The following is a 20,662-nucleotide window of genomic DNA, read 5'->3' on the forward strand; positions in this document are numbered from 1 at the left end:
GTGGGATGGCCCTATACTCTTGCCGCCCAATCGCGGGCGGATTCCAGAATTCCCGTCAGCGTCCGCCGTATCGGGGCAGCAAAGTCCGGCTCATAGGCGACCGGCCAGTTGCCCGGATGGCGGGGCGCCGCCGGCTCGCGCAGATAGCCACGGCAGGAAAGCTCCATCTGCAGCGCATGGACGCCATTCGCAGGCTGACCGTGATGCCGCGTGATCCAGCCGCCCTTGAACCGGCCGTTGACGACATGGCTTTCGCCGGTCGCCGCCATCAGCGCGGCCACCGTCTCAACAAGGACCGGATCGGCGCTCCGTCCGTCATTGGTGCCGAGGTTGAACACCGGCAGCGTGCCCTCGAACAGCCGGGGCAAGACGGAACGGATCGAATGGCAGTCGTAGAGCACGATCTTCCCGTGCATTGCCCTTAGCCGCGCGATCTCGGCCTCCAGGGCCGCGTGGTAGGGCGCGAAATAGACTGCGCGCCTGCGGTCAATCTCGGACGGAGACGGCTCGTGCCCGGGTTTGTAGAGCGGCTCGCCGTCAAAACTCTCGGTCGGACAAAGGCCGGTCGTCGTTTGTCCCGGATAGAGCGACGCACCGGAAGGATCGCGATTGACGTCGATCACGGTCCGCGAGATCGCGGTATGCACGACGGTCGCGCCGAGGTCTGCTGCGAAGTCGTAGAGCCGGTCGATCCACCAGTCGCAGTCCTTGCGCGCCAGCCATGGCGAGACGACATCGTCCTCCACATGGGCGAGGTCGGTGCCGGTATGCGGCAGCGAGACGATCAGCGGGGCAGTGTTGCGGATGACGGTGAGCCAGGACGGGGTCATCGCGCCGGCTCCGAGACCGACGGCAGCGGCACCTCGCTTGCAGCCGCGATCACCTGGCCGCCGCGCACCAGCGCGTTCGCCTTCTCCATGTCTGGGTGGAAGTGGCGGTCGTCGTCGAGATGCGGCACCTGGCTCCTCAGCAGCGCGCGCACGGCCTCCAGCGGCGTGCTCGACGTCAGCGGCAGGTGGAAATCGCATCCCTGCGCCGCAGCCAGCAGTTCGATGCCAACCACAGCGGTGGCGTTCTCGATCATGCCGATCAGCCGCCTGGCGCCATGCGCAGCCATCGAGACATGGTCCTCCTGATTGGCGGAGGTGGGGATGGAATCGACGCTTGCCGGATACGCCTTCTGCTTGTTCTCAGACACCAGCGCCGCAGCGGTCACCTGCGGGATCATGAAGCCGGAGTTGAGGCCGGGCTTCGGCGTCAGGAACGCCGGCATGCCCGACAGCGCGGGATCGACCAGCATGGCGATCCGGCGCTCCGACAGCGAGCCGATCTCGCACACGGCAAGCGCGATCATGTCGGCCGCGAAGGCCACCGGCTCGGCATGGAAATTGCCGCCCGACAGCGCGGTGTCGTCTTCGGCGAAGATCAGCGGATTGTCGGTGACGCCATTCGCCTCGGTCTCCAGCGTGTCGGCCGCCTTGCGCAGCACGTCGAGCGCGGCGCCCATCACCTGCGGCTGACAGCGCAGGCAGTACGGGTCCTGGACCCGCTCGTCGCCGACGCGGTGGGATTCGCGGATGGCGCTTCCCGCCATGAGGTTGCGCAATGCGTCGGCCGTCTCGATCTGGCCCTTGTGCCTGCGCAGAAGGTGGATGCGCGGATCGAACGGCGCATCGGAACCCCTTGCGGCGTCGGTGGAAAGCGCTCCCGTCACCAGGGCCGACTGGTAGAGCAACTCCGCCTCGAACAGCGCCGCCAGCGCATAGGCGGTCGAGAACTGCGTACCGTTGAGCAGGGCCAGCCCTTCCTTTGCACCGAGCGTCAGCGGCTTCAGCCCGTGCGTCAGGAGGGCGACCTGCGCCGGCACGCGCCCGTGCGGCGTAAAACACTCGCCGTAGCCGATCATCGTCGCGGTCATGTGCGAAAGCGGTGCAAGGTCGCCGGAAGCGCCGACCGAACCTTGCGCCGGCACCACCGGAATGACGTCGTTGGCGAGCATCCCCTCCAGCATGTCCAGCGTCTCGGGTTTTACGCCCGACGCACCCTGCGCCAGGCTGGCGAGCTTCAGCGCCATCATCAGCCGCGCCACCGCAACCGGCATCGGCTCGCCCGTGCCCGCCGCATGGCTGAGCACGATGTTCTTCTGCAGCGTTTCGAGATCGGACGCAGGGATGCGCACGCTGGCAAGCTTCCCGAAGCCCGTGTTAATGCCGTAGACCGGCTCTCCCCTGGCGAGAATGCGGCCGACCGCATCGGCGCTCGCCTTGACCTTCGGCCGGCACGAGGGGTCGAGCCTTGGCGTTGCGCCACGATAGATCGCGCGCCAGTCGGCGAGCGTCGCGTTGCCTGGTTTCAGCACAATCTCGGTCATCCACCTCTCCAGATGCGTGCGTGCAGCGGATTGAATCCCATGCGATAGACAAGCTCGGCCGGGCGCTCGACGTCCCAGATGGCGAGGTCGGCGAACTTTCCGGCCTCAAGCGTGCCGATCTCGCCGGACATGCCAAGCGCGCGGGCGGCTTCCCGCGTGACCCCGGCAATGCACTCCTCGACCGTCATGCCGAACAGCGTCGCCGCCATGTTCATGGCCAGCAACAGCGAGGTCAGCGGCGAGGTGCCCGGATTGCAGTCGGTCGCCACCGCCATCCTGGTGCCGTGCTTGCGGAACAGGTCGATCGGCGGCTTCTTCGTCTCGCGGATGAAGTAGAACGCGCCGGGCAGCATCACGGCCACCGTGCCTGCCTTGGCCATCGCCGCAGCGCCCGCCTCGTCCGTATACTCCAGGTGATCCGCCGAGAGCGCGCCGTAGCGCGCGGCGAGTGCGGCCCCATGCAGGTTGGACAACTGGTCTGCGTGCAGCTTCACCGGCAGGCCGAACGCCTTTGCCGCCTCGAAAACCCGCGCCATCTGCTCGGGCGAGAACGCGATGCCCTCGCAGAAACCGTCCACCGCATCGGCCAGGTCGAGTTGGGCGATGGCCGGAAGAATCTCGTCCACGACCTTGTTTATGAAGGCTTCCTTGTCGCCGTCAGCTTCCGGCGGCAGCGCGTGTGCGCCGAGGAAGGTGGTCCGCACCGTAACCCGCCGCGCATCCTGGAGCCGGCGGGCCGCGCCCAAGGACTTAGCCTCGTTCTCGAGATCGAGCCCGTAGCCCGACTTGATCTCGACCGTCGTCACGCCTTCCGCAATGAGCGCGTCGAGACGCGGCAGCGACTGCCGGACGAGATCGTCCTCACTGGCAGCCCGCAGCGCCTTGACGGAAGACACGATGCCGCCGCCCGCCCGCGCCACTTGCTCATAAGAGGCTCCCGCCAGCCGCATCTCGAACTCGTTGGCGCGGTTTCCTGCCCAGACGAGATGGGTGTGGCAGTCAATCAGCCCCGGCGTGATCAGCCGGCCTTGGCAATCGGTGACGTCGGAGCCATCTGCGAACACGGCCGGCATTTCGGCCTGAGGTCCGGCGAAGAGGATACGCTCGCCCTCGATCGCGACCGCGCCGCGCTCGACCTCGCCCAGCCCCGCCTGCCCCTCTGCCAATGTTGCGAGGCGGGCATTGCGCCACACGCGCCGCAGCTTTCGATCGGACCCGGTGCTCGCCATTTTTCAGTTCCCATCCCTCGCCAATATGTCTATACATAATGAGCACATCTTGCAACCCGATCCGTCGAGAAATCTGGGGGACTACCGATGACCGCGATCTTCGCGCAGCAGGCTCTTCTGCCGACGGGCTGGGCAAGGAACGTCAGGCTGGAGATCGGCGGAGGACGCATCGCTTCGGTCGCGGCAGACGCTGCGCCGCAGCCGAGCGACGACCACTGTGCAGCGCTCGTCTCGGGGATGCCCAACCTGCACAGTCACGCTTTCCAGCGCGGCATGGCGGGCCTGGCGGAAGTCCGCGGCAACACGTCCGACAGTTTTTGGTCGTGGCGGGAGGTGATGTATCGGTTCGCGCTCTCGATGACCCCGGAACAGATGGAGGCGATCGCCGCGCAGCTCTATGTCGAGATGCTGGAGGCGGGCTTCACCCGCGTCGGGGAATTCCACTACCTGCATCACGACCGCGACGGTCGCCCCTATGACAACGTGGGCGAGCTCGCGGGTCGCATCGTCGGGGCGGCGGAGCAGACCGGCATCGCTCTCACGCTACTGCCGGTCTTCTACGCACATTCGGGTTTCGACGGCGCCGCACCCAACGAAGGGCAGCGCCGTTTCATCAACGATCTGAATCGCTTCGCCACTCTGCTTGAGAAAGTCCGCGAATCCGTTCGCGTCTTGAATCAAGGCGTGGTCGGCGTTGCGCCGCACAGCCTGAGGGCCGTCACCCCGGAAGAACTGGACGAAGTCGCGCGCCTCGCCGGCGACGGCCCGATCCACATCCACATCGCCGAACAGGTCAAGGAAGTGGAGGATTGCATCGCCTGGTCGGGCCAGCGGCCGGTCGAATGGCTGCTGGACAATGCCGAGGTCGACGACCGCTGGTGCCTCATCCACGCCACGCACATGACGGACGCCGAGACGGTCGCGGTCGCGCGTGCGGGCGCGGTAGCCGGGCTCTGCCCTCTCACCGAAGCCAATCTCGGCGACGGCACGTTTGCGGCGACCCTGTTCCGCGAGCACGGCGGCCTGTTCGGGGTAGGGTCGGACTCCAACGTGCAGATCGGGGTCGCCGACGAGATGCGCCAGCTCGAATATTCGCAGCGGCTTGCGCGCCGCGCCCGCAACGTCGTCGCCGAACCGGGAGGCTCCACCGGTCGTGCGCTGTTCGACGGCGCGCTTGCCGGCGGGGCGCGCGCGCTGGGCGCCGCGCCCGTCGCAATCGCCGAGGGTTCGTCAGCCGACCTCGTCTCACTCGACCAGTCCTACCCCGGGTTCGAAAGCTCGATGGGTGATGCCGTTCTGGATGCCTGGGTCTTCACCGGCCGCGTCCGCCCGCGCAGCATCTGGGTAGCCGGCCGCAAGCTGGTCGACGAGGGACGCCACCGGGATCGGGAGGCAGTCGCCGCTCGCTTCCGCAGGGCCATGCGCGAGCTTGCGGTTTGACTGAGGCGGATGATAGCGGGATGTCACCGCCCTCAAGCAGAACAGGAAGTCGATCCTTGGACGCACCGAACACAGGCGAAGGAGCGTCCACTCAAGGCTCGCTCCATCGACGCATCCTGGCGGACATCACGGACAAGATCCTTTCCGGCGCATGGCCGCCGGGCCACCGTATCCCGTTCGAGCACGTGCTGACCGAAGAGTACGGATGCTCGCGCATGACAGTGAACAAGGCGATGACCGAACTCGCCAAGGGCGGACTGATCGAGCGCCGCCGCCGTTCGGGCAGTTTCGTCAGCCGGCCGCGCTCGCAGGCGGCCATCCTCGAGATTCACGACATCGCCACCGAGGTGCACGCGCTCGGACTCCCCTACCGCTACGAACTGGTCGAGGGGCAGCGCCGCCCCGCCGCTTCTGCGGACCGCGAGGCGATCGACGTGGAGGAAGGCACGCCGCTGCTCCAGCTCACCTGCATCCATTTCGCCGGGGAGCGCGCCTTCTGCCTGGAGGAGCGGCTGATCAACCAGGCGGCAGTGCCCGAGGCTGAGGCGGCCATCTTCTCGGAATCCGCGCCCGGAGCCTGGCTTATCGCGCAGGTGCCGTGGAGCGCCGCCGAGCACAGCATCAAGGCGGCGGCTGCCGATCGCGTCGTCGCCAAGGCGCTGGACATTCCCAAGGGCGCGCCTTGCCTCCTGGTCGAGCGGCGCACCTGGAGCGGCGGCCAGCCCATCACGCGGGTGCGACTGACCTATCCGGGCGACAGCCACACGTTGATTGCGCGTTTCGTGCCGTCGCAGAAATGAAAAGGCGCCCGCCGCGCGATGCGGCGGACGCCTTCGAAGGGTCGTCGCCCGAATCAGATCGCCGCGGTGACGATGATCTCGACGAGGTATTCCGGTCCGGCCAGCTTGGCCTCGCCAGTCGCGCGGGCCGGCGCGTTCGGCCCGTCCACCCACTTGTCCCAGACCGAGTTCATCTCGGCGAAGTCCTTCATGTCGGAAAGCCAGATGATCGTCTGCAGCAGCTTCGACTTGTCGGTGCCTGCCTCGGCGAGCAGCTTGTCGATCGTCTCGAGGATGTCCTGCGTCTGCTGCGCGACGCTGCCACCCGGCTTGCCGACTTGGCCGGCCAGATAGACCGTGTTGCCATGGATCACGGCCTGGCTCATGCGGGGGCCCGCGTGCAGTCTCTTGATAGTCATGCTCAGTTCCTTCTTTCGATGCGATTACCGGAAGCGGTTGGGCGACAGTGCCGCGGTCCATGCCTCCATGCCTGCCGACGGCGCAACCCCGCGCAGCAGTTCTCCAGCCAGCCGGGACAGTGCCGGTCCGGTCTGTATTCCATAACCGCCCTGCCCCGCCAGCCAGAAGAAGTTTTCGGTCGTGCGATCGAAGCCCGTTACGGGCGTGCGGTCCGGCGCAAAGGTGCGCAGCCCCGCCCAGCTCCGCTCGACGCGCGTCACCGGAATGGTCACAGCCTGCTCGAACCGGTAGAGCCCCTCCGCCAACACCATGTCGTCGGCGAAGGCATCGTGCGGATCGACGGGATCCTCGTCCCCCGGCGAGACGAACAGGCGGCCGCCATCGGGCTTGCAGTACCAATTCTCGCGCGCATCGTCGATCAGCGGCCAGTCCTTCAGGTCGTAGCCCTCGGGCGCCGGCAGCACGGCCATGGAGCGCCTCATCGGCTGCAGGCCGATCGAGGTCACGCCGCAGGCCGCCGCGACCTTATCCGCCCACGCCCCGGCGGCGTTGACGATCGTCGCGGCTCGCACCCGCACGGACGGCGTTTCGATGTGCCAGGCTCCGTCTCGCCTCTCGGCCCGCGCGACCGGCGCCCGGGTGACAAGCTGCGCGCCGTTTGCCCGGGCCTTCTTCAGCCAGCCTTCATGGAGCGCGGCGACGTCGATGTCCTGCGCGTCCTCCTCGAAGGCCGCCGCCGCGAGCCAGTCGCGGTTGAGGATAGGGACACGTGTGATCGCGTCCTCGACGCCGATCTCGCGCAGGCCGTTCGATTGGGCGAGCAGGTCGGCAAGCGCTTCCTGACCCTCTGCGTCGGTCACGAACAGCGCGCCTCTCGGCGTCAGCAGGGGTGACGGAAACAGCGACCGGTCGCGCGCGTCGTAGTGGGCCGCGCTCGCCTGGGTCAGCGCGCGGATGACGTCGTTGCCATAGTTGCGCAGGAAAATCGCGGCGGACCGGCCCGTCGAATGGTAGCCCGGGCGTTCTTCCTGCTCCAGGATGGCGCAGCTCAGCTCGGCAGCGATCTCCGCGGCGATGCCCGCGCCGGCAATCCCTGCGCCTATGATGGCGACATCCACATGGATTTCATCAGTCATCGGCGCCTCGCAACAATCCCCAGGTTGCCGGCCACACATGTCACGTCCCGCGGAAAATGCAAACGCAATCGGTTGGGTCAGCTGCCGCCGGGCGGGCGCGCGCGCGGTGCTTCCTCAGGGTGTCGAAGAACGGTTGACCCGGCAGCGTCTTTCCCCGAATGTCGCTGCTTTCTGGGAGCCGCCCATGAAGTTTGCGCGCGTCAACGGCGTCGTCCTTCACTACGAGCTGACGGATCGTTCGGACCTGCCGGTCCTCGTCTTCTCGAATTCGCTCGGCACCGATCTTCGTATTTGGGACATGGTCGCGGAGCGGCTCGCCGACCGCTACCGCATCCTGCGCTACGACAAGCGCGGGCATGGCCTTTCCGAAATCACGCCCGCCCCCTACAACCTCATCGACCATGTCGAAGATTTGACCGCGCTGCTCGCCCATCTCTCGATCAGCCGCGTCGCCGTGGTCGGCCTCTCGGTCGGCGGGTTGATCGCTCAGGGCATTGCAGCGCGCCACCCGGATCTCGTCGCGGCTCTCGTCCTTTCCAACACTGCCCACAAGATCGGCACCGAGGACAGCTGGAACGAGCGCATCAAGACGGTCAGCGAGAAGGGCATCGCGGCGATCGCAGACGGCGTCCTGGAACGCTGGTTCTCGCCTGCCTACCGCTCACCCGACAATGCCGACTTCGCGGGATATGCCGCAATGCTGCGGCGCTCGCCCGTCGAAGGCTACCTCGGCACCTGCGCGGCGATCCGCGATGCCGACCTCACCGAGTCGACGCGCGCCCTCGCCGTGCCGGTCCTGTGCATTGCGGGCGAGCACGACGGCGCGACGCCACCGGATCTCGTGCGCAGCACTGCGGCGCTGGTCAAGGGCGCCGAGTTCCGCATCATCGCGGATGCCGGGCACATTCCCTGCGTCGAGCAGCCCGATGCCGTCGCAAGCCTCGTCGCCGGCTTTCTCAAGGGCGCGAGATACGCCTGACCATACCAAACAGGGTGGGTTTGCCGGAGACCAGGCGCTCAAACGACAACCCGCCCCCTTGCAATTTGCGCAAGCGGTCGCCAAATCGACGAACATCCAACTCCCGTTCAGGACCGCAAAGCATGAACTATCGTCAGATCGCCGAGGGCTATTCGGTCTCGTCGCAGATCACGCCCGAAGAGGTCGCCGAGATCAAGGCGGCAGGGTTCAAGAGCGTCATCTGCAATCGCCCCGACAACGAGGACCCAGGCCAGCCTTCCGCTGACACGATCCGCACGGCAGTTGAGGCGGCGGGCCTTGCCTTCCGCCATATCCCTGTGATCAGCGGCCAGCTCACCCAAGCGAACGTCGAGGAACAGGCGGCCGCGCTCGAGGAACTTGAAGGCCCGGTCTTCGCCTATTGCCGTTCAGGCACTCGCTGCACGAATCTTTATGCGGGCGCGCAGCAGCTGAAGGGGTTATAGAGGGCGGGCCGTCACCAATCGCCTGCCCGCCATTTCATTTACGTCCGATCGGTCCCGGCTCGATTGACGCCAACAGGCGCAAGATGGCCGGGCGCAGTTACGGGAGATGGGTATTGAGGATGTTCAGCATCACGTCCTCACGAATGCGATAGTACTCGTGGCGCAGCATGTTTCCGATGCTGATGATGTCTGACCACGGAACGTCGGGTTTTCGCTGACGGATCTCGCTGGAAAGCGACTTCGCGGCCTCGGAGATGATCTCGATCGCCCGCTCCAGAGTTCGCTGCATCACATAGTCGGCCACTATTTCCTCAGAAGACCGGTTCTGCGTCGCCGCCGTGATTGCGTCGATGCTGTAGGATATGGCGAAGTCTGACATGCGGCAGGCTGGTTGGCGACCTCAGAACACGCGTATCGCGCGTTGCTCGATATAGGGACGATAGTGCGAGACCAGTTCATCGCGCGTCCCGTAGCCGATTTCTACGTTTGGAAACTGCGCCTCCAACACGCGGTAGGGAACAAGGTAGCTGCTCAGGTCCATCCCCTTCCCGGACTGCAGATCGACCATGATATCGATGTCGCTGTCCGGCCGCGCTTCGTCGCGCGCATAGGAGCCGTAGAGGTACAACGACGCCACCCCGCGCGCCCGCAGGGCAGGTTCGGCGGCTTTCAGACGAGCGATGACCTCGGCACGGTTCATGGCCCTGATGATATAGTGCCTTCCAGTCATCGTCACGCCAGCTCTGTTCGCCCCACCGTGCATGCCTCGCCTCACAGCGGCAGCGCGCTCGTCTCCTTCAGCGTCTCCAGAACGATCGCCGTCTTCACGTGCTGCACGGACTCGTGCGGCAGGAGCACGTCGTTGACGAAGGCGGCCAGCGCCAAGCTTGAACTGTTGCCCTACATCTTCTTGCAGAAATTCAGCGCCAAGAACGGCGGTATCATATCGATTTCTTTAGACGCCCCGCCTATGGAAATAGTACGCGAAGTGATACCAACAACGGTATAATCCTTTCCTCCAGCGTTGAATTTATCTCCACTGCCCGAAAAGACGGGAACTTGTATGGTTACTTCCTGTTCTGGAAGCTCCTCAACCGTCAGTTTGTGCTGCTCGGAGCCGCCCACCGCCCGAAGCAGCCGGTTTGCAAGGCCCGTGCCGTGACCTGCTCCGATGATAAATCGCCCCGAGCCATCTTCGAATGCAGTCCAACCATCCGGACAGCCATCGCTGAGATCAAACGCTGCGACAGCACCTTTTGGCACGCCACCCAACAGAGTGATTAGCATCGGCCTCAGGAATAGCCACCAACCGAAGAGCGCTGCAACGCCGAGAATTACAATAGCTCCAAGAACCCACCTCGAAACTTGCTGGATAGCTTCTTTCCTTATGGCCGCTCTCAATTCCGAAGGAATCTGGTCGAAATCCCTAGTAGCCATTTGGATCACCTCCAACTAAACCCTAGGTTTAGTATCGTTCGTATTGATACAATTTACAATGGTAAACTCGTGGTCTCCTTCAGCGTCTCCAAAACGATCGCCGTCTTCACGTGCTGCACGGACTCGTGCGGCAGGAGCACGTCGTTGACGAAGGCGGCCAGCGCCTTCAGGTCGCGCGTGACGACCTTCAGGATGTAGTCCATCTCTCCCGTCAGCGCATGCGCCTCCTGGACCTCGGGCAGCCGGGAGACGAGTTCCGCAAAGCGGCGCGCATTGTCCCGATTGTGGGTGGAGAGCGTCACCGTCACCACGTTGACCAGGCCGAAGCCGAGGCGGTCGCGATCGAGCACCGCCCGGTAGCCGCGCACGTAACCTTCCTCCTCCAGCCGCTGCCGGCGCCGCGAGCACTGCGACGGCGACAGGTTTACGCGTTCGGAAAGATCGTTGTTGGTGAGCCGCGCATCATGTTGCAGCAATGCCAGTATCTTGCGGTCGAACGCGTCGATCTGCGTACTGTCCGGCATGATGCGCCTCCCAACGCACGAATTGCGCGCAAATCAAGCATTCGAAGCGATTGAATGCAAGCACGATGCAGAGGCTGAGGAGTAAGATCGCCGCAAATTGGACAATCATCCTGTCCCAAGGGAGATCAGACATGGGCCCGTTTCCGCACGACGCTCCGGCTGCCACGATCAGCGAAAAGAATCCCGCAGGGACGGATGGTTTCGAGTTCGTCGAATTCGCCCACCCGGAGCCGCAGAAGCTGGAGGAGCTCTTCGCCGGCATGGGCTACTCCCCTGTCGCCAGACACAAAATGAAGAACATCACTGTCTGGCGGCAGGGCGACATCAACTACGTGATTAATGCGGAGCCCGGCTCCCACGCGATGAAATTCGTGGACAAGCACGGTCCTTGCGCTTCGTCCATGGCCTGGCGCGTCGTGGACGCAAAGCACGCCTTCGAGCACTCCGTCTCGAAGGGCGCCACGCCCTACACGGGTGACGACAAGGCGCTCGACGTGCCGGCAATCGTCGGTATCGGCGGTTCGCTGATCTACTTCATCGAAACCTATGGCGAGAAGGGTTCGGCCTACGACGCCGAGTTCGAGTGGCTAGGCGAGCGCAACCCGACGCCGAAGGGCGTCGGCTTCTACTACCTCGACCACCTCACCCACAACGTCTACCGCGGCAACATGGACAAGTGGTGGGACTTTTATCGCGAACTGTTCGGCTTCAGGCAGATCCACTATTTCGACATCGACGGCCGCATCACCGGCCTAGTCAGCCGCGCGATCACCTCTCCTTGCGGCAAGATCCGCATCCCGCTGAACGAATCCAAGGACGAGACCAGCCAGATCGTCGAGTACTTGAAGAAGTACAAGGGCGAAGGCATCCAGCACATCGCAGTCGGCACGGACGGCATTTACGACGCCACCGACAGGCTGGCGAGCAACGGCCTGAAATTCATGCCCGGCCCGCCGGAGACCTATTACGAAAAATCGTTCGACCGCGTGAACGGCCATGACGAGCCGATCGAGCGGATGAAGAATCACGGCATTCTGATCGACGGCGAAGGCGTGGTCGACGGCGGCCTGACAAAAATCCTGCTGCAGATATTCTCGAAGACGGTCATCGGCCCGATCTTCTTCGAATTCATCCAGCGGAAGGGGGACGAAGGTTTTGGGGAAGGCAATTTCCGAGCCCTCTTTGAGTCGATCGAGGAAGACCAGATCCGCCGCGGCGTGCTGAAGGCCGAGCAGGCGGCATAGCCGAAAACTCGCATACCGGAGGAGGAGGTGGCGGCCGGCAGCAATGCCGGCCGCTTTGTTTTTTCGATTTTCGCGGTAAAGTTGTCCGCATCCGGGAAAACTCCATGCGGCCGCGCGATTTCTGGACAGAGACTGCCCCCGATCGCGAAGCACGCCTTCGACGACAGGCCGAAGGCCGGGCAGTTCTGGTCAATGATCACATGGAGCAGGTTTACTCGGATGACATGGATGAAATTTTCGCAGAACTGATCCGGCTGCACGGGATTGTTCAGGACCAACGCACGGCGGAGTTGATCAAGCGCGTCTTCGCCGACCGCCTGGACGACGACCTTCGTCTATAGCCCGAGCCTATCCACCTCAGCCTTCCGCAGCTTCCAGTCGAAATCCAGAAAAAACTCGTCGAGTTGCGGCGGCTTGACGGAGGTATCGGAGAGCATGGCGTGCACCTGGCCGCGATGGTGGATGTCGTGCTGGAAGAGATGCGCGAGGAGGTCGCCGATGCGTTCGGGGATCAGGCCGTCCTCGCCACGGTCCGTAGGTACGCGTCGGTCGAGGTCAGGCGCGCCAAGCCCTTCGCAGAAGGCGAGCAGGTCGCGGTCGAACGCAGCCTGCGCGGCGGCCAATGCCGCAGGATCGTCGTAGTCCTTCCAGACATCGAACACCCCGAGCCCGATGCCTCCCTCCCGCAGCATGTCGAGATAGTAGAGGTCGACGGAGAGGATGTGGTTCAGCGTCGCCTTGATGGACGGGAAGAAGCTCGTGCGCTCCGCTTCGAACTCGCCCGCCTTAAGCGCCAGCACGGCGCGGTAGAGCCGGTCGTTGGCCCACAGGCTGTTCGCGGCCATGCTGCGGAAGTGCTCGACAAGGTCCATCGGAGCGCCCTCCCCGCCTTCGTCTAGACCTTCTCTACCGCCTGCTCGATCGCGCCGAAGATCGAGTGTCCTGCCTTGTCCTTCATCTCGATGCGCACGGTGTCGCCCGCCTTGAGGAACGGCGTCCGCGGCTCGCCCGACGCGATCTGCTCAATCATGCGGATCTCCGCGATGCAGGAATAGCCGGCGCCGCCCTCCGCCACCGGCTTGCCGGGGCCGCCGTCCAGCTTGTTCGACACAGTGCCGGAGCCGATGATCGAGCCGGCGCAGAGCGGCCGGGTCTTCGCCGCATGCACGATCAGCCTCGGAAAATCGAAGGTCATGTCGACGCCGGCATTCGCGCGTCCGAAGGGCTTTCCATTCAGGTCGACACTCAGTGGCAGGTGAACCTTGCCGCCGTCCCAGGCATCGCCGAGCTCGTCCGGCGTCACCGTAACCGGCGAGAAGGCCGACGACGGCTTCGACTGGAAGAAACCGAAGCCCTTGGCCAGTTCGTTCGGTGTGAGGCCGCGCAGCGACACGTCGTTGACCAGCACGATGAGTCGGATTGCGCCCCGCGCGGCGTCCACCGTCGCCCCCAGCGGAACGTCGCCGACGATCACGGCCACCTCTCCCTCGAGGTCCACGCCCCACGTCTCGTCGACGAGGGGGATGGGATCGCGCGGTCCGAGGAAGGAGTCAGACCCGCCCTGATACATCAGGGGATCCGTCCAGAAGCTCTCGGGCATCTCGGCGCCCCGGGCTTTGCGCACCAGCTCCACATGGTTCACGTAAGCCGAGCCGTCGGCCCACTGATAGGCGCGGGGCAGCGGCGAATGGGCATCGTGCTCATGGAACCTGGTCGACGGAACCGCGCCTATTTCGAGCGATTCCGCCAATGACGCCAGATGCGGCGCAATGCGGGCCCAGTCGTCGAGGGCAGCCTGCAACGTCGGCACGAGGAAGGACGCGTCCGTGCATCGGGTGAGATCGCGCGATACGATCACGAGTTTGCCGTCCCGCGTCCCGTTCTTCAGCGTTGCAAGCTTCATTCAGGTTTCCTCACCTTTCCACGAACACCTTGAACCCGCCGTAGATCAGCCGCTTCATGTAGGCTGGCATGTTCTGCATGCCGGGCTGCATCCGCGGGTCCTCCATCACCTTCTTCATCACCTCGTCGCGGTGCTCCCGCGATTTGTAGGTGACGAAGGAGAATACGATTGTGTCGCCCCCTTCCTTATTCACCGCAAGCGGAAATGAGGTGATCTCGCCGTCCGGCACGTCGTCGGCCACTGCCTCCACATAGGAGAGCGCGCCATGGTCCATCCAAACCTTGCCGCCGAGTTCGGCATTATTCACATACTCGTCCCATTCGGATTTCGGCACCGGCAGAACGAAGCCGTCGACATAGGTCATGATCTGTCTCCTTCGAGGTTACGACGACCAAAGGACGTAGGCGATGACCTCGATCCGACAACCAGCGTTGCGCAAAATTCGACTCAGCTGCGCCTGGATCAGCTCCAGTCGCCTTCCGGCGTACCGTTGAAGCGCTTCTTCAGCCCCGCCCAGCAGTCGATGTAGTTGTCCTGGCGCGCCTCCGACTCTGCCGCAAAGCGCGTCAGCATCTGGGGAAAGCGGGTCTCGAACATGAATGCCATGGTGTTGTCGAGCTTCTGGGGTTTCAGCTCGGTCTTTGACGCCTTTTCAAAGCCCGGCGCGTCAGGGCCGTGCGCCAGCATCAGATTGTGCAGGCTGACGCCGCCTGGGACAAAGCCTTCCTCCTTTGCGTCATACTGGCCTTTGATCAGCCCCATGAACTCGCTCATGATGTTGCGGTGATACCATGGCGGCCGGAACGTGTTTTCCGCGACCAGCCAGCGCGGCGGGAAGATGACGAAATCGACGTTCGCCGTGCCCTCCTCGCCGCTCGGCGCGGTCAGCACCGTGAAGATCGACGGGTCGGGATGGTCGAACAGGATCGCGCCGACCGGCGAAAACGTCGCCAGATCATATTTGTAGGGCGCGTAGTTGCCGTGCCAGGCGACCACGTCCAGCGGCGAGTGTCCGAGTTCGGTCGTATGGAACTTGCCGCACCACTTTACGATCAGGCGGCAGGGCGTCTCCTTCTCCTCGAACCAGGCGACCGGCGTCTTGAAGTCGCGCGGATTGGCGAGGCAGTTGGCGCCGATGGGACCGCGGTCCGGCATGGTGAATTTTGCGCCGTAGTTCTCGCAGACATAGCCGCGCGCCGGTCCCGCCATCAGCTCGACCTTGAACACCAGGCCGCGCGGCAGCACGCAGATCTCGCCGGGCTCGACCTCGATCACCCCCATTTCGGTCACGAAGCGCACGCCCCCCTGTTGAGGAACAATCAGCAACTCGCCGTCCGCGTTGAAGAAATGATCGTCCGCCATGTCCCTGTTCGCGACGTAGATGTGCGCGGCCATCCCGGACTGACCGAGCGCGTCGCCAGCCGTCGTCATGGTGCGCATGCCGCTCACGAAATCGGTCGGCTCGTCGGGGATCTGCACGGGGTTCCACCGGAGCTGTCCCAGCGCCAGTTCGTGGTCGTCGAGGCAGGGCGCTGTCTTCCACTGCGGCAGATCGAACTGATGGAAACGCCCCGTGTGCTTCACGCTCGGCCGGATGCGGTAGAGCCACGACCGTCCGTTGGTGCCGCGCGGCGCGGTAAAGGGCGAGCCGGAAAGCTGTTCCGCATAGAGCCCGTATGCCGGCCGCTGCGGCGAGTTCCGCCCCTGCGGCAGCGAACCCGGCAGGGTCTCCGTCTCGAAGTCGTTGCCGAAACCCGGCATGTAGGAGAAAGACATTGCGACCTCCCGTCACTGGCGTCAGATAGTTGCTTTCGTAACCATTGAAAATGTAACCATCAACGCCATGAACGACGACAAACTCGACCTCGAAACATTTTTGCCCTACCGGCTGAACCGGCTCGCCGATGCAGTCAGCCGCGCGTTCGCGCAAACCTACCGCGACCGCTATGGCCTTACGCGACCGGAATGGCGCACGCTCGCCACCCTGGGCCAGTTCGGCACGGTGACGGCCACCGCAATCGGCGCACATTCGGCAATGCACAAGACGAAGGTCAGCCGCGCTGTCGCGGAACTGGAACGACGGATGTGGCTGAAGCGGCAGGCGGATGCCGGTGACCGCCGCGTGGAACACCTGACCCTCACCGCCGCCGGACGGCGCGCCTATCGCGAGATGGTGCCCATTGCGAAAGGCTTCGATGCCGGACTGCTGCAGGCGATGAACCTCGATGACAAATCATCGGCACTACACATCTTCGAGCGCCTGGAGGCCGCGCTTCACATACACCGTGGCTCTACTTCTGATTGACGTTTGCATCAATACAACTCTGCATTGAGAATCCACCGTCTCCGACTTATACTCTCGCAAAACTCGGGAGACTGGAGATGGAACCTGACCTTGGGGGACTTGCCTGGGGCGATATCGGCCATATCACCGCCCTCACCACCGCGCTGAGCACGGCCTCTGCCGGACTTGTCGATGCCACCAAGGCGTTCAGGGGCGGCATATCGAACATCGGCTACGGATTCATCGACTTGGCGCTTACGCCTTTCATGCCCGCGCTGAAACTCGTCGACGCGGAAGATCCGTCCGGCCCGATCAAGGCGAACTGGCTGAACGGCATGGACAAGACCGAACAGAAGGCGGCCGCCAAGAACCTGATCAGACTTGGCCTGACGCCGGCCACCGCAGCGACGATGGGCAAGGCGATACCGAACGTGGATGGAGCGGCTCTGGAGGGTGCTGCGCTAAAGGTAGCGAACGGATCGGTTCTGGAAGAACCCGAAGTCAATCTGCTTGCCCGTTTCGACGCGATCGTCGAGGCCCGGCTCGATGCAGCCTACGAGAGGGCCGAGCAGAAGTACCGGAATACGGCGCGCGTCGCGGCGGCGGCGATTGCGATTGTCCTGTCGATGGCGGGTTGGTTCCTCGTCTTCGAAACGCACACCATGCAGAACTTCCTGACGGCGCTGGCAGCAGGTCTGCTTGCAACCCCGCTCGCTCCGATCTCCAAGGATCTCATGTCGGCGCTGTCGACGGCCGCTGCCGCATTCAAGTCGTCCAAGAGCTGACCGATGACGCTTTTCGCAAGCTTCCGTGTCGAGCCGATCGGCGGGCCCATCCTGCGCGCGCCGCAACTCTTCGACAGCGATCCGTCATTTGCGCCGAAGCTGATCCTTCCAGGCCACGCATCCCCGCGGGCCCATGGCCGACACGTTCTGCTCGCGATCCACGGGTTCAACGTCAAGCGGGCAGCGGGAGTCGCCAGCCTCGGGCGGCTCGACGCACGGCTTGGTCTCGGCGGCGAGGCGCTGTTCATCGGCGTCCTGTGGCCCGGCGACTCACGGATTGGAGCACTCGGCTACGCCCGTGAGAAGCCCACGGCCCAGACAACGGGACGCCATCTTGCCAGCTTCTGCAACACGCACCTGAAAGAGGCCGCGAGCATTTCTCTCGTCGCCCACAGCCTCGGCGCACGGGTCGCCCTCGAGGCTGTTCGCCGTCTGAACCGCAAGGCGGAAATGGTCTGCCTGCTGGCGGCAGCCATTGAACGCAGTTGCCTCACACAGGAGTACAGAGATGCGTTCGCCAACGCTGCCAGAATTTCCGTTCTGGCCTCACGCGAGGACGGGGTCCTGAGACTTGCCTTTCCGTTGGGAAACCTCATTGCACATGCGATGGACCCGACCGCAAACCCGCTTTCCGGAGCGCTGGGCTATGCGGGGCCGCCCGGACCGATCGGCAATACGGTGCCTCCGTGGCAGATCGACCCTGCGCAGCGGTATGACCACGGCGACTATTTTCCGGATGGAGACGCCGCCCACGCCTACCCGGCGGAAGAAGACCAGACCGGGCAGCCGATCGAGTTCATCAAGCGCTGCTTCCTCAAGCAGGCGCACGCTTGGCCGTAGGCCTTCAGGGCTGCAGCGGCAGTCGCGGATACTGCACGCGCGGCGGGATCCGGTGGTGGACCAGCGCCAGGCCCACGAGGCTGACCGCGCCAAGCAGGATCGTCAGGAACAGCGACCCGCTCTGCAGCGGCTGGGCAAAGGCGACCAGCGGCACCGCGCCGGCAGGCGGATGGGTGACGCGCAGCGCCATCATGACCGCGATCGCAGCACCGACGGCGACCGCGGCGGCAAGCCATGCGCCGGGAAAGAAAAGCGCTGCCGTCACCGCGATCACCGTCGCCAGCAGATACCCGGCGAAAACGTTGATCGGCTGCGCAAGCGGGCTTTCCGGCTGCCCGAACAGCAACACGGCCGTGGCGCCCAGCGGCGCGATGAGCAACGACAGTCCGGTGAGGGCCGCCAAGCCGCCGACGGCGCCGATGCCGGCGATCGCGCCAACGCCGGACTTCAGGTGGAGGCCCACATGGCTGGATGGCTCATGCCTTGCGAGAAGCGATCTGACGTGGCAGCGCATTGACATACCCAGCGGAAGGGATGGTCCGTATCGCCGGAAACGTCTTTCACGCCAAGCACCAGACATTCGAAATGATGAGGAGAAGCGGGAATATTTTGCCCCGCGGCAGGCTGCGCTCCTTGTCCACTCCCGGGCGCCGACTGCCGACACGACATTCCAGCTGAGCGCGGCCGAGTCCGGACGAAAGATGCAAGATCCTTGAATTTTGAATGGTCATCTGAACATTCTAACCGGTCAACCGATGAAGTGGCTGCGATGAGAACGATTCAGGCCACTGAACTCAAGGCGAAGCTGTGTCGGCGCGAGCCGAAGGTCGTCCCTAGGGGCGGTCGTCATCGACAGTTCCATTGCAGCCTGTTGGGGTACACCGGACGAAGAATCCCAAGTCGCGGATTTGGCTCTGACGGCGGCTACCCAGCAAGGCATGATCGTCCCCGACATCTTCTGGCATGAGCTGCGCAACGTGTTGCTCGTGAACGAACGTCGCGGACGGTTGACTCAGGAGCTCTCCCAACGCGCGTTGGAGCTTGTAGAACGGATGTTTCCAAGGACAGACGGCAAAGCCGACCACGCCACCATCTTGAACATTGCCCGTCGTCATTCGCTGTCGGCGTACAATGCTGCATTCCTGGAACTCGCCCTGCCGAGCGGTGGCGAGTTGGCAACGCTCGATCGACGGCTTGCCGAGGCTGCGACCGCGGAGGGGCTTGGTCTCATTGCCGGCTGACCCTCACCAGTCCATCACCACCTTCCCCGAACTGCCGCTCTTCATCGCCTCGAAGCCCTCGATGTAGTCGTCGATGCCGATCCGATGCGTGATCAGGCCGGAGACGTCGAGCGATCCCTGCACAAGCGCGATCATCTTGTACCAGGTCTCGAACATTTCGCGGCCGTAGATGCCCTTGAGATGCAGCATCTTGAAGATGACCTTGTTCCAGTCGATCTCGAAGCCGGTCGGCGCGATGCCGAGGATGGCGATCTTGCCGCCATTGTTCATGGTGTCGATCATGTCGCGGAAGGCTGCGGCCGAGCCCGACATCTCCAGCCCGACGTCGAACCCCTCCCGCATTCCCTCCTCGCGCATGACGTCGGCGAGTTTCTCCTTCGAGGCGTCGACCACGTGATGCACGCCGAGCTTCCTGGCGAGCGCCAGCCGTGTCGGGTTGATGTCGGTGATCACCACCTTGCGCGCGCCGACGCACTGAGCGACCAGCGCGCCCATGATGCCGATCGGCCCCGCGCCGGTGACGAGCACGTCCTCACCCACGAGATCGAAGGAGAGCGCCGTGTGCACCGCATTGCCCAGCGGATCGAAGATCGCGGCGATCTCGTCGGGCACGTCGTCCGGAATCGGCACGACATTGTGCTGCGGGATGGACAGGTATTCGCCGAAGGCGCCCGGCCTGTTCACGCCGACACCGAGCGTGTTGCGGCACAGGTGCCCGCGCCCTGCGCGGCAGTTGCGGCAATGGCCGCAGACGATATGGCCCTCCCCCGATACGCGCTGGCCGACCTTGTACTCGGTCACCGCCGCGCCGAAGTCCGCCACGGTGCCGACGAACTCGTGGCCTGTCACCATCGGTACAGGCACCGTGTTCTACGCCCACTGGTCCCAGTTGTAGATGTGGACGTCGGTGCCGCAGATCGCGGTCTTGCGGACCTTGATCAGCACGTCGTTGGGTCCGATCTCGGGGATCGGCACGTTCTCCATCCAGATTCCCGGCTCAGCCTTGGCCTTCACGAGAGCGCGCATCATGTTGGACATGCTTGGGGGCTCCTGTTTGCCACCTGGACGCCGGCATCCCTCTCGATCCGCGGCCGGCCGAGCGACGTCACCGCGATCGAATGCAGCAAGGCTAGCACAGGTGGCCCCTGGAGCGAGTCCCGTCACATCATCATTGTGGCGCGGGCTGGCTCGTGTTCCAGATGTCGCGATAGAGTTGCCAGGCGCCGCCCGGCCCCTTTTTCCACACGACCACATATTTTCCGACATCTTCCATGAGCTTGCCATCGGCGCCGGGCGCCTTGAGAGTGTAGGCGCCCTCTTCGAACGCGATATCGCCCCCTTCCACGACTTCAAGCGCCTTCAGCGTCAGGCCGGTCACGCCGGCATCGATCCAGCCTTGCCATAGCTTCTGGATGTTCTCGCGTCCCTGGATGCGCTCCTCGTTCGGCGGCAGCATCGCGCCATCATCAGTGTAGTGCGCGGCGACGGCCGCCGCGTCCTTGTTATTGAAGCTCTCCATGAGCTGCTTGTTGGCTTCCTCCACCCCGCTTTGCGCCGTTTGGGCGAAGGAATAGGCCCCGCTCGCG

At 64.2% G+C, this 20,662-nt stretch carries 25 protein-coding genes and 2 pseudogenes; 10 read left to right on the forward strand and 17 right to left on the reverse strand.

The window, feature by feature from the left end:
• Positions 1 to 11 precede the first annotated feature (11 nt).
• From hutG to hutI, 3 genes are read right to left on the reverse strand one after another with little or no spacing between them, the layout of a single operon-like run.
• Positions 12 to 830, reverse strand: coding sequence for an N-formylglutamate deformylase (gene hutG / locus PD284_RS20275; RefSeq protein WP_274629939.1), 819 nt, complete (start codon positions 828 to 830; stop codon positions 12 to 14).
• The gene (gene hutH / locus PD284_RS20280) at positions 827 to 2,371 is read right to left on the reverse strand and encodes a histidine ammonia-lyase (protein ID WP_274629940.1); all 1,545 of its coding nucleotides are present in this window, start codon (positions 2,369 to 2,371) and stop codon (positions 827 to 829) included. The genes hutG and hutH overlap by 4 nt, the downstream gene beginning before the upstream one ends.
• Positions 2,368 to 3,600 (reverse strand): imidazolonepropionase, encoded by a 1,233-nt coding sequence (gene hutI / locus PD284_RS20285; protein ID WP_274629941.1) that lies wholly within the window; start codon positions 3,598 to 3,600, stop codon positions 2,368 to 2,370. The genes hutH and hutI overlap by 4 nt, the downstream gene beginning before the upstream one ends.
• Positions 3,601 to 3,687: 87 nt before the next feature.
• Between hutI and PD284_RS20290 the strand changes: the two genes are divergently transcribed.
• Together PD284_RS20290 and hutC are read left to right on the forward strand one after the other, a co-directional pair.
• On the forward strand, positions 3,688 to 5,040 hold the full coding sequence (locus tag PD284_RS20290) for a formimidoylglutamate deiminase (protein WP_274629942.1): 1,353 nt from the start codon (positions 3,688 to 3,690) through the stop codon (positions 5,038 to 5,040).
• 56 nt (positions 5,041 to 5,096) lie between these two features.
• Positions 5,097 to 5,840: a histidine utilization repressor gene (hutC, locus tag PD284_RS20295; RefSeq protein ID WP_274629943.1), complete on the forward strand. Its 744-nt coding sequence runs from the start codon at positions 5,097 to 5,099 to the stop codon at positions 5,838 to 5,840.
• A gap of 53 nt (positions 5,841 to 5,893) precedes the next feature.
• Here the strand turns inward: hutC and PD284_RS20300 are convergent, their stop codons facing one another.
• Both PD284_RS20300 and PD284_RS20305 read right to left on the reverse strand, forming a co-directional pair.
• Positions 5,894 to 6,238 (reverse strand): RidA family protein, encoded by a 345-nt coding sequence (locus tag PD284_RS20300; RefSeq protein WP_274629944.1) that lies wholly within the window; start codon positions 6,236 to 6,238, stop codon positions 5,894 to 5,896.
• A 24-nt stretch (positions 6,239 to 6,262) separates the two neighbouring features.
• On the reverse strand, positions 6,263 to 7,375 hold the full coding sequence (locus PD284_RS20305) for an NAD(P)/FAD-dependent oxidoreductase (protein WP_274629945.1): 1,113 nt from the start codon (positions 7,373 to 7,375) through the stop codon (positions 6,263 to 6,265).
• 184 nt (positions 7,376 to 7,559) lie between these two features.
• On the opposite strand from PD284_RS20305, the gene pcaD reads away from it, so the two are divergent.
• Both pcaD and PD284_RS20315 read left to right on the forward strand, forming a co-directional pair.
• The gene (gene pcaD / locus PD284_RS20310) at positions 7,560 to 8,354 is read left to right on the forward strand and encodes a 3-oxoadipate enol-lactonase (protein WP_274629946.1); all 795 of its coding nucleotides are present in this window, start codon (positions 7,560 to 7,562) and stop codon (positions 8,352 to 8,354) included.
• Between the two features lie 122 nt (positions 8,355 to 8,476).
• Positions 8,477 to 8,818 (forward strand): protein tyrosine phosphatase family protein, encoded by a 342-nt coding sequence (locus tag PD284_RS20315; protein ID WP_274629947.1) that lies wholly within the window; start codon positions 8,477 to 8,479, stop codon positions 8,816 to 8,818.
• A 97-nt stretch (positions 8,819 to 8,915) separates the two neighbouring features.
• On the opposite strand, the gene PD284_RS20320 is transcribed toward PD284_RS20315, so the two are convergent.
• From PD284_RS20320 to PD284_RS20340, 5 genes and pseudogenes are all read right to left on the reverse strand, one after another.
• Positions 8,916 to 9,197, reverse strand: coding sequence for a HepT-like ribonuclease domain-containing protein (locus PD284_RS20320; protein ID WP_274629948.1), 282 nt, complete (start codon positions 9,195 to 9,197; stop codon positions 8,916 to 8,918).
• Positions 9,198 to 9,218: 21 nt separating this feature from the next.
• Positions 9,219 to 9,518 carry a nucleotidyltransferase family protein gene (locus PD284_RS20325; protein WP_274629949.1) on the reverse strand — a complete coding sequence of 100 codons (300 nt, stop codon included), beginning with the start codon at positions 9,516 to 9,518 and terminating at the stop codon, positions 9,219 to 9,221.
• A gap of 71 nt (positions 9,519 to 9,589) precedes the next feature.
• Positions 9,590 to 9,700 (reverse strand): annotated as a pseudogene (locus tag PD284_RS20330) (Lrp/AsnC family transcriptional regulator); the annotation flags it as partial.
• A gap of 18 nt (positions 9,701 to 9,718) precedes the next feature.
• Positions 9,719 to 10,255 carry a hypothetical protein gene (locus PD284_RS20335; protein WP_274629950.1) on the reverse strand — a complete coding sequence of 179 codons (537 nt, stop codon included), beginning with the start codon at positions 10,253 to 10,255 and terminating at the stop codon, positions 9,719 to 9,721.
• Between the two features lie 53 nt (positions 10,256 to 10,308).
• Positions 10,309 to 10,779: an Lrp/AsnC family transcriptional regulator gene (locus PD284_RS20340; RefSeq protein ID WP_274629951.1), complete on the reverse strand. Its 471-nt coding sequence runs from the start codon at positions 10,777 to 10,779 to the stop codon at positions 10,309 to 10,311.
• Between the two features lie 131 nt (positions 10,780 to 10,910).
• Here PD284_RS20340 and hppD point away from each other — a divergent pair, with 131 nt between their 5' ends.
• Both hppD and PD284_RS20350 read left to right on the forward strand, forming a co-directional pair.
• Positions 10,911 to 12,023, forward strand: coding sequence for a 4-hydroxyphenylpyruvate dioxygenase (gene hppD / locus PD284_RS20345; RefSeq protein ID WP_274629952.1), 1,113 nt, complete (start codon positions 10,911 to 10,913; stop codon positions 12,021 to 12,023).
• 104 nt (positions 12,024 to 12,127) lie between these two features.
• On the forward strand, positions 12,128 to 12,364 hold the full coding sequence (locus tag PD284_RS20350) for a hypothetical protein (RefSeq protein ID WP_274629953.1): 237 nt from the start codon (positions 12,128 to 12,130) through the stop codon (positions 12,362 to 12,364).
• Here the strand turns inward: PD284_RS20350 and PD284_RS20355 are convergent.
• The 4 genes from PD284_RS20355 to hmgA form a co-directional block, all read right to left on the reverse strand.
• On the reverse strand, positions 12,359 to 12,895 hold the full coding sequence (locus PD284_RS20355; protein WP_274629954.1) for a DinB family protein: 537 nt from the start codon (positions 12,893 to 12,895) through the stop codon (positions 12,359 to 12,361). The two genes, PD284_RS20350 and PD284_RS20355, sit on opposite strands and share 6 nt — an antisense overlap.
• Positions 12,896 to 12,918: 23 nt before the next feature.
• Positions 12,919 to 13,926 carry a fumarylacetoacetate hydrolase family protein gene (locus PD284_RS20360; RefSeq protein ID WP_274629955.1) on the reverse strand — a complete coding sequence of 336 codons (1,008 nt, stop codon included), beginning with the start codon at positions 13,924 to 13,926 and terminating at the stop codon, positions 12,919 to 12,921.
• 10 nt (positions 13,927 to 13,936) lie between these two features.
• On the reverse strand, positions 13,937 to 14,290 hold the full coding sequence (locus PD284_RS20365; RefSeq protein ID WP_274629956.1) for a DUF1428 domain-containing protein: 354 nt from the start codon (positions 14,288 to 14,290) through the stop codon (positions 13,937 to 13,939).
• A gap of 98 nt (positions 14,291 to 14,388) precedes the next feature.
• Positions 14,389 to 15,702, reverse strand: a complete 1,314-nt coding sequence (gene hmgA, locus PD284_RS20370; protein WP_274629957.1) for a homogentisate 1,2-dioxygenase — start codon at positions 15,700 to 15,702, stop codon at positions 14,389 to 14,391.
• A gap of 67 nt (positions 15,703 to 15,769) precedes the next feature.
• On the opposite strand from hmgA, the gene PD284_RS20375 reads away from it, so the two are divergent.
• The 3 genes from PD284_RS20375 to PD284_RS20385 all read left to right on the forward strand — a co-directional run bounded on the left by PD284_RS20375 (position 15,770) and on the right by PD284_RS20385 (position 17,835).
• The gene (locus tag PD284_RS20375; RefSeq protein WP_274629958.1) at positions 15,770 to 16,231 is read left to right on the forward strand and encodes a MarR family winged helix-turn-helix transcriptional regulator; all 462 of its coding nucleotides are present in this window, start codon (positions 15,770 to 15,772) and stop codon (positions 16,229 to 16,231) included.
• 77 nt (positions 16,232 to 16,308) lie between these two features.
• On the forward strand, positions 16,309 to 16,995 hold the full coding sequence (locus tag PD284_RS20380; RefSeq protein ID WP_274629959.1) for a hypothetical protein: 687 nt from the start codon (positions 16,309 to 16,311) through the stop codon (positions 16,993 to 16,995).
• A 3-nt stretch (positions 16,996 to 16,998) separates the two neighbouring features.
• Entirely contained in the window at positions 16,999 to 17,835 is an 837-nt protein-coding gene (locus tag PD284_RS20385; protein ID WP_274629960.1) for an alpha/beta hydrolase, read from the forward strand.
• 4 nt (positions 17,836 to 17,839) lie between these two features.
• Here PD284_RS20385 and PD284_RS20390 read toward each other — a convergent pair whose 3' ends face one another.
• On the reverse strand, positions 17,840 to 18,349 hold the full coding sequence (locus PD284_RS20390; RefSeq protein ID WP_274629961.1) for an HPP family protein: 510 nt from the start codon (positions 18,347 to 18,349) through the stop codon (positions 17,840 to 17,842).
• Positions 18,350 to 18,683: 334 nt separating this feature from the next.
• Between PD284_RS20390 and PD284_RS20395 the strand changes: the two genes are divergently transcribed.
• Positions 18,684 to 19,076 (forward strand): type II toxin-antitoxin system VapC family toxin, encoded by a 393-nt coding sequence (locus PD284_RS20395; protein WP_274630714.1) that lies wholly within the window; start codon positions 18,684 to 18,686, stop codon positions 19,074 to 19,076.
• Between the two features lie 3 nt (positions 19,077 to 19,079).
• Here the strand turns inward: PD284_RS20395 and tdh are convergent.
• Positions 19,080 to 20,114: pseudogene (tdh, locus tag PD284_RS20400) on the reverse strand (L-threonine 3-dehydrogenase).
• Positions 20,115 to 20,244: 130 nt separating this feature from the next.
• Entirely contained in the window at positions 20,245 to 20,619 is a 375-nt protein-coding gene (locus tag PD284_RS20405) for a YybH family protein (RefSeq protein ID WP_274629962.1), read from the reverse strand.
• Positions 20,620 to 20,662 lie beyond the last annotated feature (43 nt).

Source organism: Mesorhizobium shangrilense (genome assembly GCF_028826155.1).
GTDB lineage: Bacteria > Pseudomonadota > Alphaproteobacteria > Rhizobiales > Rhizobiaceae > Arvimicrobium > Arvimicrobium flavum.

What these genes read in the sequence shown, in the direction of transcription:
- PD284_RS20300 (WP_274629944.1), bottom strand. Translation starts at nt 6,238, where the DNA reads ATGACTATCAAGAGACTGCACGCGGGCCCCCGCATGAGCCAGGCCGTG.
- pcaD (WP_274629946.1), top strand. Translation starts at nt 7,560, where the DNA reads ATGAAGTTTGCGCGCGTCAACGGCGTCGTCCTTCACTACGAGCTGACG.
- PD284_RS20315 (WP_274629947.1), top strand. Translation starts at nt 8,477, where the DNA reads ATGAACTATCGTCAGATCGCCGAGGGCTATTCGGTCTCGTCGCAGATC.
- hutH (WP_274629940.1), bottom strand. Translation starts at nt 2,371, where the DNA reads ATGACCGAGATTGTGCTGAAACCAGGCAACGCGACGCTCGCCGACTGG.
- PD284_RS20355 (WP_274629954.1), bottom strand. Translation starts at nt 12,895, where the DNA reads ATGGACCTTGTCGAGCACTTCCGCAGCATGGCCGCGAACAGCCTGTGG.
- hppD (WP_274629952.1), top strand. Translation starts at nt 10,911, where the DNA reads ATGGGCCCGTTTCCGCACGACGCTCCGGCTGCCACGATCAGCGAAAAG.
- hutI (WP_274629941.1), bottom strand. Translation starts at nt 3,600, where the DNA reads ATGGCGAGCACCGGGTCCGATCGAAAGCTGCGGCGCGTGTGGCGCAAT.
- PD284_RS20380 (WP_274629959.1), top strand. Translation starts at nt 16,309, where the DNA reads ATGGAACCTGACCTTGGGGGACTTGCCTGGGGCGATATCGGCCATATC.
- PD284_RS20360 (WP_274629955.1), bottom strand. Translation starts at nt 13,926, where the DNA reads ATGAAGCTTGCAACGCTGAAGAACGGGACGCGGGACGGCAAACTCGTG.
- PD284_RS20350 (WP_274629953.1), top strand. Translation starts at nt 12,128, where the DNA reads ATGCGGCCGCGCGATTTCTGGACAGAGACTGCCCCCGATCGCGAAGCA.
- PD284_RS20290 (WP_274629942.1), top strand. Translation starts at nt 3,688, where the DNA reads ATGACCGCGATCTTCGCGCAGCAGGCTCTTCTGCCGACGGGCTGGGCA.
- PD284_RS20365 (WP_274629956.1), bottom strand. Translation starts at nt 14,290, where the DNA reads ATGACCTATGTCGACGGCTTCGTTCTGCCGGTGCCGAAATCCGAATGG.
- PD284_RS20390 (WP_274629961.1), bottom strand. Translation starts at nt 18,349, where the DNA reads ATGCGCTGCCACGTCAGATCGCTTCTCGCAAGGCATGAGCCATCCAGC.
- PD284_RS20375 (WP_274629958.1), top strand. Translation starts at nt 15,770, where the DNA reads ATGAACGACGACAAACTCGACCTCGAAACATTTTTGCCCTACCGGCTG.
- PD284_RS20325 (WP_274629949.1), bottom strand. Translation starts at nt 9,518, where the DNA reads ATGAACCGTGCCGAGGTCATCGCTCGTCTGAAAGCCGCCGAACCTGCC.
- hmgA (WP_274629957.1), bottom strand. Translation starts at nt 15,702, where the DNA reads ATGTCTTTCTCCTACATGCCGGGTTTCGGCAACGACTTCGAGACGGAG.
- PD284_RS20335 (WP_274629950.1), bottom strand. Translation starts at nt 10,255, where the DNA reads ATGGCTACTAGGGATTTCGACCAGATTCCTTCGGAATTGAGAGCGGCC.
- hutG (WP_274629939.1), bottom strand. Translation starts at nt 830, where the DNA reads ATGACCCCGTCCTGGCTCACCGTCATCCGCAACACTGCCCCGCTGATC.
- PD284_RS20340 (WP_274629951.1), bottom strand. Translation starts at nt 10,779, where the DNA reads ATGCCGGACAGTACGCAGATCGACGCGTTCGACCGCAAGATACTGGCA.
- PD284_RS20305 (WP_274629945.1), bottom strand. Translation starts at nt 7,375, where the DNA reads ATGACTGATGAAATCCATGTGGATGTCGCCATCATAGGCGCAGGGATT.
- PD284_RS20320 (WP_274629948.1), bottom strand. Translation starts at nt 9,197, where the DNA reads ATGTCAGACTTCGCCATATCCTACAGCATCGACGCAATCACGGCGGCG.
- PD284_RS20385 (WP_274629960.1), top strand. Translation starts at nt 16,999, where the DNA reads ATGACGCTTTTCGCAAGCTTCCGTGTCGAGCCGATCGGCGGGCCCATC.